Origin of the sequence: Neobacillus drentensis (assembly GCF_036965645.1) — a bacterium.
In the GTDB taxonomy this organism is placed as follows: Bacteria; Bacillota; Bacilli; order Bacillales; family Cytobacillaceae; genus Neobacillus; species Neobacillus drentensis_D.
This window is the reverse complement of sequence record NZ_JBALPZ010000021.1, coordinates 1-11,991: the sequence shown is the minus strand read 5'-3', so window position 1 is coordinate 11,991 and position 11,991 is coordinate 1. Positions and strand designations below refer to the sequence as shown.

General features: G+C 40.3%; 9 protein-coding genes. 1 reads left to right on the top strand and 8 read right to left on the bottom strand.

The genetic code is table 11. From position 1 onward, the window contains the following. Positions 1-23 precede the first annotated feature (23 nt). The 4 genes from V7266_RS03625 to V7266_RS03610 are packed head-to-tail and all read right to left on the bottom strand — an operon-like array spanning position 24 to position 4,335. Positions 24-992: a 6-bladed beta-propeller gene (locus V7266_RS03625; RefSeq protein WP_335465872.1), complete on the bottom strand. Its 969-nt coding sequence runs from the start codon at positions 990-992 to the stop codon at positions 24-26. Positions 993-1,009: 17 nt separating this feature from the next. Then, positions 1,010-1,711, bottom strand: a complete 702-nt coding sequence (locus tag V7266_RS03620) for a tetratricopeptide repeat protein (protein WP_335465871.1) — start codon at positions 1,709-1,711, stop codon at positions 1,010-1,012. Positions 1,712-1,740: 29 nt separating this feature from the next. Then, complete coding sequence (locus V7266_RS03615) at positions 1,741-2,904, bottom strand: cytochrome c3 family protein (RefSeq protein WP_335465869.1); 1,164 nt, start codon at positions 2,902-2,904, stop codon at positions 1,741-1,743. Positions 2,905-2,931: 27 nt separating this feature from the next. Then, a complete protein-coding gene (locus V7266_RS03610) occupies positions 2,932-4,335 on the bottom strand; it encodes a NapC/NirT family cytochrome c (RefSeq protein WP_335465867.1) in 1,404 nt (467 codons plus the stop codon). 525 nt (positions 4,336-4,860) lie between these two features. On the opposite strand from V7266_RS03610, the gene secA reads away from it, so the two are divergent. Continuing rightward, positions 4,861-7,371 carry a preprotein translocase subunit SecA gene (secA, locus tag V7266_RS03605; protein WP_335465866.1) on the top strand — a complete coding sequence of 837 codons (2,511 nt, stop codon included), beginning with the start codon at positions 4,861-4,863 and terminating at the stop codon, positions 7,369-7,371. A gap of 300 nt (positions 7,372-7,671) precedes the next feature. On the opposite strand, the gene hpf is transcribed toward secA, so the two are convergent. The 4 genes from hpf to V7266_RS30690 form a co-directional block, all read right to left on the bottom strand. Further along, entirely contained in the window at positions 7,672-8,220 is a 549-nt protein-coding gene (gene hpf, locus V7266_RS03600; RefSeq protein ID WP_335465864.1) for a ribosome hibernation-promoting factor, HPF/YfiA family, read from the bottom strand. A 370-nt stretch (positions 8,221-8,590) separates the two neighbouring features. Then, positions 8,591-9,307, bottom strand: coding sequence for a ComF family protein (locus V7266_RS03595; RefSeq protein ID WP_335465863.1), 717 nt, complete (start codon positions 9,305-9,307; stop codon positions 8,591-8,593). Then, the gene (locus tag V7266_RS03590) at positions 9,304-10,806 is read right to left on the bottom strand and encodes a DEAD/DEAH box helicase (protein ID WP_335465862.1); all 1,503 of its coding nucleotides are present in this window, start codon (positions 10,804-10,806) and stop codon (positions 9,304-9,306) included. The genes V7266_RS03595 and V7266_RS03590 overlap by 4 nt, the downstream gene beginning before the upstream one ends. A gap of 7 nt (positions 10,807-10,813) precedes the next feature. Then, the gene (locus V7266_RS30690; protein ID WP_420491315.1) at positions 10,814-11,662 is read right to left on the bottom strand and encodes a nuclease-related domain-containing protein; all 849 of its coding nucleotides are present in this window, start codon (positions 11,660-11,662) and stop codon (positions 10,814-10,816) included. Positions 11,663-11,991: the final 329 nt, after the last annotated feature.

Below are 11,991 nucleotides of genomic sequence, written 5' to 3'. Positions count from 1 at the left end.
CCTTAAAATACTAAAGTTTATTTTTAGTAATAAAGGCCAACCCTTGCATTAACGGTATCGGTGATAAACACTTCTCCTTTATCATCTACGAACAAGCCATTTGGAAGATAAAATTGATCTTTATCGCTACCGAGCCCACCATATTGGAAAACTTGTTTTCCATTTTTATCAAAACCATAAACATAATGAGTCATGTTATCAACTAATAGTAAAGTGCCATTTTCTTCAACCCCAATTCCTCTAGGGTTAACGAATTTAGAGTTGCCTTTGCCATCAGTAGAACCGTTTATTGTCCGTTTATATTTTCCGTTTTTATCATAGACTACTAGGCGTTGATTCCCTGTATCAGAAACATAAATATTTTTATCGTTATCAATGGTAATTGCATTTGGTGAGTTAAGTAGGTCACCTTTTCCTGTCGCATTATTAATCTCAAGTAATTTTTTACCTGTTAAGTCAAACACCATTACTTTATTTTTAGGAATATCTGTTACGTAAAGAGTATTATTGTAAATCCGTAATCCACCAGGCCCTTTTAATTCATCGACTTTATTGGCAACCTCAAAGTACTTGATAAATTTTCCCTTTGATGTAAAAATAGAGATTTTTGCGTTATATAAATCTGCAACATATATGTTACCAGCCTTATCACCGGTAATGCCGTAAGGGAATTCAAATTGACCTTTGTCGGTACCTTCTTTTCCAAATTTAAAAATAGGAGTTCCCGATGTATCAAAAGCTTGAACTTGTTTATGGCTTGTATCAGTTACATATACATATTGACCAACCTTTGTAACATCCATTGGTTTTTCAAGCGGATCGTTTATATCACCTTGAATATAGTAGCTTAAAGTTGGAGGTCCACCTGGTTTCACATTATCCGCTACTTTTATTGCGTCATCCTGAAGATGGAAAAAGTAAATAATAGCAAATAGGGCAACACTAAATACCACAATGGTGCCCATCCATATATAAGTTGTCTTTTTTTTCATGAATCCCATCTCCTTCCTTATTTCTTTTTAGATTTAAGGCGTTCCAATGCTTCTAATGCTGGTTTAAATGTTGGGTCATAGGAAAGAGTTTCTTTATAGATGCTTTCTGCATCTGATAGTCTTCCTTGATCTTCTGCAACTAAGCCTGTCTCATAAATAACGTCAGTATTTCCTTTCTTAAACCGTTCTGCTTGTTGTAATGCTTCTTTTGCTTTATCATACATCTTTAATTTTCTGTAGCTTCTACCCTTTAATAAAAGACTTTTATAGTCCTGTGGAGCTAGCTTTGTTGCCTTAATAGCCATTTGTAGGGCATCATCTGTACGATTTTGCTTATCATAAACTATTGCTAAATTTAAATAAGCTGCGTAATAGTCCTTATCCAGGCTTTTGGCTGTCTGATATTCTTTAATGGCGTTATCATCATCACTTTTTAAGAAGTAACTATAACCGAGCTGTACTCTCAAGCCAGGATCATTTGGTTTCTGGTCTACAAGTGTTTTTTTATATTTTATTTGTTTAATAATTTCTTCGTCATTTTTATTCCAAAGGTACTTATCACTTACATAGTAGCCAGCGGATAGACAAATTGCTAGGGTTGCAACAAGGATAATTATAGATTGCCACCATGTAAACATATCTTTTTTTATCTTTTTTTCCTTTCTGACGTTTTGTATTCTTGATTGTCCCTGGGCATCAGGTTTAACTTGACTGTCCATTTTGGCCCCTCCTATCTAGTTAATTATCACTATTGTTTATGGCATGAAGTACATTTTGGTTTATTGTGACATGTATAACATGACTCATTTGGTGATGTAACCCCAGATATGTCAATAGGATGTTTATCCTTATAACTTTTTCCAGCATGCATTGCTGGATGACAACTGCTACAAGTTACATTATTTGTCTTGTTAAAGCCAGTATTTTGATAATCATGACATGCTAAACATTTTTCTGTATTCTCTTTAGCTTGGGCACCATGAATATTGACAAATCCTTTTACGTGACTAGCCGGTTCAGTTGTATGACATTCTTTACAGAACGTGTTTTCTTTAGCATAATCTTGAGCAGATATTGTATTTGTTTTTGAATTTCCATTACTTAAAAATTGTTGGGAAGCTGGTACTTCTTCCAAACCTTGAATGTCCTTTTCAGACATATATAGATGACATTTATTACAGTTCTTAAGATCTTTTTTAGCTAAAACTCCATGAGTTTCAGTTTTAAAATCCCGTTTTTTATGCGATTTAGGCAGTACACCGGTTGTATGACAAGTTTTACATTCAGTTGATACCTCACGTGCCTCATGGCATTCCATACATGTTTCCATTTTGGTTCTAGTGAACTTTATATCACTCATCATTGATTTTCCGAGTGTTGTATCCCATTTGTTATAATCGCTTTTAAACGTCACATTTCGTTCAGCAATTTTCCCGTGAGCAACGCCGCTATGACATTGGGTACATTTAATGTCTTTTGCTAAGTGTTTATCATGGGGAATAATCAGATCTCCAGATGCAGTTACCTGGCGAGTGCTCATATTATGACATTTTTCACAAGCAGAGTTTGGAATTTCTTTAGGCATCTGAATAGGTGCTGTAAATGTGTTTGTAGTTTTCTTAAAAAGCTCAACTACCCCCTCAGCTTTGTCTTTCGCTATGTTTTTGGCTCCTGGCTGGACATGGCAACTTACACAATCCACTTCGCTGTGCGTAGAGGCTTTCCACGTGTAATACTCAGGTTTCATCTCATGGCACGATGAACAAAAAACAGAACTAGAGGTAGCTTTTAGCCCTAATCCTCCGATTGCAAAGAAGAGGGCTAAAAACAACACGGTTAAGGTCGCAACTTTAATTAATTTATACCGATATTTGGGAGGGGTCGGCAGCGCTTGATTGTGCTCCTCTTCCATAAAAGCGACCCTCCTTTGTGATTTAATTTAGTTATTTACTGCAGACTTAAAGCCGGTTCTATGACAATATTGGCAATAAACATCTGTAGCTGCTTTTGGAGTCGTTGAACCTGCAACAGGTTTTTGATTATCATGACACACGAAACATTCGGATTTCTGCTCTGCTGTTAAGGCCTTCTTAGCGTGTCCTGTTAACCATTGATTACTTTCCCCGTGTCCAGATGGACGGTCCGAATGGCAGGCACTGCAGAATTTATTAATTCGGGCTTGCTCTTTAACCACATTTAGATTTGGAATATATTTTGTTTTGCTTTCTTTCATCTTCAGAAGAGAGATAATATCCTCTTTTGGTATTTCTCTTACCCACTTGGAATCTTGGTGACAGTTTACACACTTATCAACTTGTTGAATAGCAGTCTGGCCGTGGTTTCCATTCCATCCTTCTACTTTGTGACTCTTCGGTACTTTAATCTTTTTATGACAAGTTTCACAGGACATAGAGAGCTTAACGTCTTTTTGCTGCTTACCAATCGCCTGGAGAATGATATCTTGGGTTTTTTGGTCGTGTTCCGCTAGAGTTGTTGCTTCTGTCTTTCCTGATTCAGTTGTTGTGGTTGCATTTGCTGTTGCTGTTGTTGCTTCACCAGTTGCTGCTTGTTGGTTTTCTTCCAATTTCTTCTCTGTTTCTTCAGGGTTTGGTGGAACATTATAGGAAGCATTCTTCCATGGTTTCACGCCGTTATTTACTTGATCATGGCAGTTAATACAGGTTCCCATATTTGGTCTTAAGTATTTCTCTTCCATTAGCTTTTCTGCACTTTCTTTTGTCCAATCACCACGGACTTCTTCTGTATTGATTCCTCGAGAGGCCATTTTCGCGTGAACGACACCAGAGTGACAGGTAATACAAGGGATGCCCTCTTCAATATGACCTTTGTGGTTAACCTTTAAGTCGCCTGAGGCGGTAACCAGACGGTTTTTAGAGTGACATTGTAAACAGTTCTGACTTGAAACTGCTTCCTCTTCGGTTTGAACAATTTGTTCTGGTACTCCTGTTACGTGATAGTAAACTTCTTTCAAAGACTTCATTTTGTGTGTCAGCATATTAACCGTACCGGGTTTAATGTGACATTGAACACACGAAATCTGGTTGTGGGCACTAGCTGTATAAGATGTATATTCCGGCTGCATCTCATGACAGCTGGAACAGAATGACGGCGAATTGGTAAATTGCAAGACCCCATAACCTCCGCCAAACACAACAATACAACCAACTAATGATACAAATAACAACTTCCATCTATTAACTGGGTTCTTCCAGTCAATGTCTCTGAACTTTTGCCAGAGCTTGCGGATTAGGCCAACCTTTTTTTTATTTTCTCTAGTATCGGGATCTATTTCTCTATTTTTCTTTTTCCCCCAAATGGCCACTTAACTCACCCTTCCCATTTCGGACTTTTTATCTATTTATTTTCCATATTAACCTCTCTAAAGGTAGTATCTAACATTGTTAGAGTATAATCCAATGTACAATTTGTGAATATTTTTTCATACTTTTATATTGTGAGTTAATACCTAAAAACAACATAAAAATGTTGTTATCATAAGGATTCATTAATACTATCGTTGTGGTGTTAAGTGATAAAAAGATGAATTTTTATACACAAACACATAGATTTATGCAATTTGTATTCAGAACTAGGTATTATGCCCTTTCCTTTCAGCTCCATGTCATTATTCTGTCAAAAATGACGGAAAATTGAATTTTTGACACCGCTTTATTAGTAGTTCAGCGGGCAGATACTATATAATAGTAGAATCACGTTTTTTACACTGTTTTTAACATTGTTGTCACTGTAAAAAGTAAATGGTAAGATGAAAAGGGACATGATCGAACATTTTGACGTGGATTTTTTTATTGTGAATTAGTCTCAGATAAAGGAGCGTTCATCAGGTATGGGGATTTTAAATAAAGTATTTGATTTGAACAAACGCGAACTGAAACGGTTAGACAAGCTGGCAGCTAAGATTGATGAGCTTGCATCTGAAACAGAAAGATTAACAGATGATCAGCTTCGCGAAAGAACAGAAGAATTTAAAGCGCGCTATCAAAAAGGCGAAACACTTGATGATTTGCTTGTAGAAGCATTTGCGGTTGTCCGTGAAGGCGCCCGCCGTGTACTTGGCTTATATCCATACCACGTTCAGTTAATGGGTGGTATTTCTCTACATGAAGGTAACATTTCCGAGATGAAGACTGGTGAAGGTAAAACCTTAACAGCGACCATGCCGGTTTACTTAAATGCCCTATCTGGCAAAGGTGTTCACGTTGTAACCGTAAACGAATACTTGGCAAGCCGTGACGCCACGGAAATGGGCCAGTTATACGAGTTTTTAGGGCTTACTGTAGGCTTGAACCTTAACAGTATGGATAGTGAAGAAAAGCAGGCCGCCTATGCTGCTGATATTACCTATGGAACCAACAACGAATTTGGCTTTGACTATCTTCGTGACAATATGGTTCTTTATAAAGAACAAAAAGTTCAGCGCCCGCTATTTTATGCGGTGATTGACGAGGTTGACTCCATCTTAATCGACGAAGCCCGTACACCATTAATTATCTCAGGTTCAGCACAAAAATCAGCTGTCCTCTATATCCAAGCCAATGCGTTTGTACGGACACTGACAAAAGATGTGGATTACACGTATGATGAGAAAACGAAGGGCGTTATGCTGACGGAAGAAGGGATTAGTAAAGCCGAAAAAGCGTTTGGCATTGAAAATCTCTTTGATATGGCGCATGTTACCTTAAACCATCATATTAACCAGGCATTAAGAGCGAACGTCAGCATGCACCTTGATGTTGACTATGTGGTGCAAGACGGAGAAATCGTCATCGTTGACCAGTTTACCGGTCGTTTAATGAAGGGCCGCCGTTATAGTGAAGGCTTGCATCAGGCAATTGAAGCAAAAGAAGGCCTTGAAGTTCAAAATGAAAGTATGACAATGGCAACGATTACGTTCCAAAACTACTTCCGTATGTATGAAAAATTAGCTGGTATGACTGGTACAGCGAAAACGGAAGAAGAGGAATTCCGTAACATCTATAATATGAATGTTATTGTTATTCCAACCAACAGACCCATTGCCCGTGATGACCGTCCAGATTTGATTTATGCAACAATGGACGGCAAATTCCGCGCCGTGGTTGAAGATATTGCTGAACGCCATCATAAAGGACAACCCGTACTGGTTGGTACTGTGGCAATTGAGACATCCGAATTGATTTCAAACTATTTATCTAAAAAAAGGATTCAGCATAATGTGTTGAATGCGAAAAACCATGAACGCGAAGCAGAAATTATCGCAGAAGCAGGTCACCAAGGCGCAGTTACGATTGCAACCAACATGGCTGGCCGTGGTACTGATATTAAGCTTGGTGAAGGTGTCATTGAACTAGGCGGCCTTGCTGTAATTGGTACCGAGCGTCACGAAAGCCGGCGGATTGATAACCAGCTGCGCGGTCGTTCTGGGCGTCAAGGGGACCCTGGTATTACCCAGTTCTACTTATCCATGGAAGACGAATTGATGCGCCGCTTTGGCTCTGACAATATGAAAGCTATGATGCAGAAGCTTGGGATGGACGATACTCAGCCAATTCAAAGTAAAATGGTTTCCCGTGCCGTTGAATCTGCGCAAAAACGGGTTGAGGGTAACAACTTCGATGCCCGTAAACAGCTCCTGCAATATGACGATGTTCTTCGTCAGCAGCGTGAAATCATCTACTCACAACGTGATGAAGTATTGGAGTCTGAAGACCTTCGCGAAATCGTTCAGAGGATGATTTCCAATTCGATTCAGCGCAATGTGGATGTCCATGCCCCTCGCCATGAGGATGAGGAAGAATGGGATCTTCAAGCGATTATCGAATACGTGCAGGCCACGCTTCTTCATGAAGGTGATATTACGGTTGATGACCTTAAAGGGAAAGAGCCGGAAGAGATGGTTGAAACGATTCTTGCAAAAGTCAGGGAGCGCTACGAGGAAAAAGAACAGATTCTCTTCCCTGAACAAATGCGTGAATTTGAAAAGGTTGTTACACTGCGGGCGGTTGACTCGAAGTGGACGGACCATATCGATGCAATGGATCAGCTTCGTCAAGGAATTCATTTGCGTGCATACGGACAAATTGATCCGCTTCGTGAATATCAGCATGAAGGATTCGCGATGTTTGAAGCGATGATTCAATCGATTGAAGACGAAACGGCGATGTATATCATGAAGGCGGAAATTCGCAATAACCTGGAACGTCAAGAGGTCGCAAAAGGTCAAGCGGTGAATCCGAAGGAAGACGGAGAACCGGTGAAGAAGAAGCCAAAAGTAAAACAGCTTGATGTGGGACGTAATGCTCCATGTATTTGCGGCAGCGGTAAAAAGTATAAGAACTGCTGTGGTGTGGGGAAATAAGAAGAAACGCGGAAGTGCCTAGACACTCCTCAAAGATATTACCATTTCTTATTTTTATTAAAGGCCAGCAATAATGTGCTGGCCTTTTTTGTTTTTGATTCAGTCTGTCAACGCCATCTTATCCACAAATTTTATTAACTACTGTGGTTAATGTGTATAACATTCAGAATTTTGTGGATAATAATCACAAAAAAAGAGTTATCCACATGGGGACAACTCTTTTTTTGTTTTACAAGTTAGTTTTCGTATTCGAAAATGGATAAAAACGCTGCTCCAGTCACCCAGAGCAGCGTTTTTTGATTAATGTGCTTCTATTAAGCCGTAGCGGCCATCTTTTCGTTTGTAAACAACATTTGTACGGTTAGTATCTGAATTAGTGAATACATAAAAGCTATGACCTAGCATGTTCATTTGCAGGATCGCTTCTTCACTATCCATTGGTTTTAAATCAAAACGCTTAGTACGGACTAATTCAAGATCTTCTTCATCAACATCGTGAATTTCAGGGCTTTCAGGTGCTGCAAAAGTGAAAGATGGCTCCCCTTTCTCACGGAATTTACGGTTTACTTTGGTTTTGTGTTTACGGATTTGACGCTCAAGTTTGTCAGTAATTAAATCAATCGCAGCATACATATCTACGTTTGTCTCTTCAGCACGTAATACTAATTGTGGCAGTGGGATGGTAACTTCCACTTTTGAAGATTTATCTTGATTGAATCTTAGATTCACGTTTACCTTTGCATCTGGTGCTTCAGTAAAATAACGCTCTAATTTAGAAATTTTCTTTTCAACATACTCTCTAATTGCTGGAGTAACCTCAATGTTTTCGCCACGTACGTTGTATTTCATGTGGACTCCTCCTTTTGTTAAGGCTATGTAATTACAATTCTATTTTACCCTGTGAGATTCCTGCTAAAACAGTTCAAAAATTTTGTCGGATTATTGACAAAACAAGAGGAAAACAGTGATAAAGTTAAATACAAAGATTGACATTCCTCGGTTATTCTTACTAAGATAAACATTTATTTATATATTTAGTGTATTATTTTCAGGGACAATATTCCACTAGGAGGCATATGGAAGATGTTACATTGATGTGAACAGGAATGGAGGGCGCAACTCATGGATCAGGAAAAGAAAATAACTGGCATGGCATGAAACCATGGAAGTAACTGAGTTGATAGCTTTCCCATCGTTCGGCTTAATAAAAATACAATGTCTACCTTGCAATTGTGATGGATTGGATGCTTTCGGCTCCCTTCTCTTTTAAAAGTTTCGCAGCATGCCTTAGGGTCGAGCCAGTTGTGTAAATATCATCAATTAACAAGATCCTTTTTCCTGCGATTTGGCCGTCTGACTCGACCTTAAAGACTTGCGGAATATGGATTCGTTCAGCCCTTGTTTTTTTGGATTGCTTTTCCGAATGGATTCGCGAAAGGAGTTCTGCTGACGGGAAGCCAGCAAAGGCTATTAGGGCGGCTGCCTGATTAAAGCCGCGTTCATAGCGCCGCTCTTCGCTTAAAGGAATTGGCACAAATAAATCTGGTTGTATTTTGGCAATTTCTTTTTTCAATTGTTCTGCAAAAACCTTTGCTAATACATAGTCACCTCGGAATTTATAGGTGGCAATTAGTTCCTTTAAAAACTCATTGTAAAGATAGAGACTATGATTTTTTTCAAGTAAGCCCTGCCAATCAGGGTCCTGTTCCCATCGAAAACAATCATGGCAGAAATCACCGTCTCGAAATGGTTCATTTAGGCTTTGAAACGGACGGCTGCAGATACGACATGTTTCTCCTGTTATCTTTTCCAGCTTATCTTCACACGCTTGGCAAAGGAGCTGCTCTTTTTCCATTGAGAATAGTGCTGCCCATCCAATGTTCGGAGCCATTATATTGTGGCAATAGAGACAACGGTCTTGCTGGAAAATACTCATGTTTCTGCCCTCTGTTTGTCAAGTAATCCTTTTTTTATTCCCTCTAAATTCATTGTTGTTATCTGCCTCCTTGCCTTTAGCATGTCTTCGGTTTTTCCATAGTGAAAAAAGGTCACCACACCTGTTGGATGATCCTTACTCCTTCCTGCCCGCCCGGCAATTTGGACGAGGGCGCTTTCTGTAAAGATAGCATCTTCCGCCCCTACTACGGCTACATCGATATTGGGAAACGTAACCCCTCGTTCGAGGATGGTAGTGGTAAGAAGCATCGGAATTTCTTTGTTCCGCATATTCTGCACCTTGGTTTTTCGGTCAGGGTCTTCTGCATGGACGGCCTCAATTCCAGGATGAATTTGACGTAAGATCGAAAGTGCTTTTTCCATCATCGGGATATGTGGAAAAAAGACTAACGTCTGTTTGTCTGTCTGGATCCGAGACTTAATCCAACGAACCACATTTGGTGGCAGCTTCCCTTTTTTAAGAATTTTTTGCCAGTTGCCACACCAAGTGAATTCCGGAACAGGGAGCGGCTTCCTGTGAAATCGAGCTGGAATGGTGGTATAGGCCCTTTTACCGGTTCGGCATTCTCTTTGCCATTTGGCATTGGGGGTGGCGGTGAGGTAAATCATGGCGGAAGATGGATTCCGTGCCTGAACGGCTGCGTGCTTGAGCGACTCTTCTACTGTATACGGAAAGGCGTCAACTTCATCTAGAATGATTGTATCAAAGGCATGGTAAAAACGAAGGAGCTGATGGGTGGTCGCAATCGTCAGAGGGGCAAACAGATGTCGGTCCTCACTCCCGCCGTATAGGGAGGCAATGGGGATATCGGGAAATGCCGCTTTTAATCTGGGTGTTAGTTCTAAGACGACATCCGTTCTTGGGGTGGCAATGCAGATTCTTTTTTTCGCCTTAAGTGCCGATTCGATTCCTGCAAAGAGGACTTCGGTCTTCCCCGCCCCGCACACTGCCCAGACAAGATGCTCTTGGTTTTGGCGGATAGCCTCGACAACATGGTCGGATGCCACTTTCTGCCCTTCAGAAAGTGTTCCTTGCCAGGCCATGATTTGTGTTGGGATCTGAATATCAGGAGCTGGGCCGTTCCAGCCAATGAGCGGGGTGCATTCGCTGATTCTTCCCATCATGAGGCATTTTCGGCAATAAAGACAGTCCTCCCCGCATCTCGCGCATGGGTATATTGTGAACCATTGTGGATCCTTGTTGCCACATCGTGCACAGATGGATTGTTTACCCTTTTTTTCGATTCCCTTTCGGTAGGTAAGGTATCCATTTTGATAGTGTGCTTGAATCTCAGTGAGTGGGAATGGGAGGTCCTCGAGGAGGAGCTGTTTACCGGTTAGCCGCTGCTGGAGATCTGGGTTGTAAGGGAATGCGGGGTTAAGTGGTGGATTGGGAATGGTTGGGATTTGTGAGATGGGCAGGGAATCCTCTTTTGTTTTGGTTGGGATTATTAGGCTGTCTTTTTGGATAAATCGCATGGGGTTGTCACCTTTGCTTTAGGATTGTTTCTTCTGATAGTAGGTAGCTTTTGCTGCCAGGCCATTGATGATATAGACGCTTTTTGTTATGCCCTGACGTAGGAAGCTGAAGGGATAGTAGTATTTTTCGAGTGATGTCCGATGTCGGGAGATGAAGTATTGTGTGGCATTCGTGGTTTGTGATAGTAGGTTTAATCAAGAGGAAGTAGTCATTGATTGCTTCGAAATGAGCGGTTTTGCTTGGTGAATTACATTTTGGGCATATCCATTTTCCTTTTTGATAATTCATGGGGATGTGGGTACACGATGGGCACTGGACTCCAAGGAAGAGCTCTGTTTCGGTTAGTTCATACTCTTTTAAAATTTCAATTGGTTTTGGACTATGTTTGCTTAACAGGAAATGAGCTACCTCTTTCATTTTTTCGGGTTGGATTTTTACCTGTTTGTATCGTTTTTCGATGTCCTCAATTTTATTAAGTACATCTCTTCCTTTACAAATTCTTGTTGTGTCTGTACCCGTACCGCTAGTTTTTAATATGGTCTTGTTAGTACTTTTGAAAAAAATGAGGTAATCAATCGGCAGGAGATGGATTTTATGCTGGGTAAGCCATCTGGTTAAAAGGGATCGGAGTCTGCGGCATTGGGTTTGCGGGTCCTCGAAGGATTCTTCTGTTCCATCAGGGTTGATACGGATGAGCTGGTTAAAGACATGATCAAAGTACAAGGTTCCAATGATATTTTTGGCTTCGATGATGAGGATGTGGGTTTGGGAGATTAGCAGGGAGTCAATTTGGAAGTAGATATCGTTGAGTTTGAGTTGAAGGTCGTGGAGGATTAGGTATTTTTCTTGCGGCAGTTCTTTTACATAGTTTGCTAAGGCCCGTTCTCCCCAATAGCCTGCCCATCTTTTGGCTAGGTCTTTTTCGAGGATTGGATATTTTGGGTGACTTTGATTTAGGTATTTTTTTAGTGTCTCAGCCAGGATGAGTCTTTGGGGGAGAGTTAGTTCTTTTATATCCAGGGGGTATCACTCCTTTTTCTTTTTATAATTCTACATGAAATGGCATATTCCTACATGATGGTTGAAAAATTTTTGAGATTTTTTGAGGATCCGACCTTTTTTCAATTTATTCCGCCGATTACTCCATTATTTCCGCTAACTTCCTTTTCTGTTACCTTTTTATA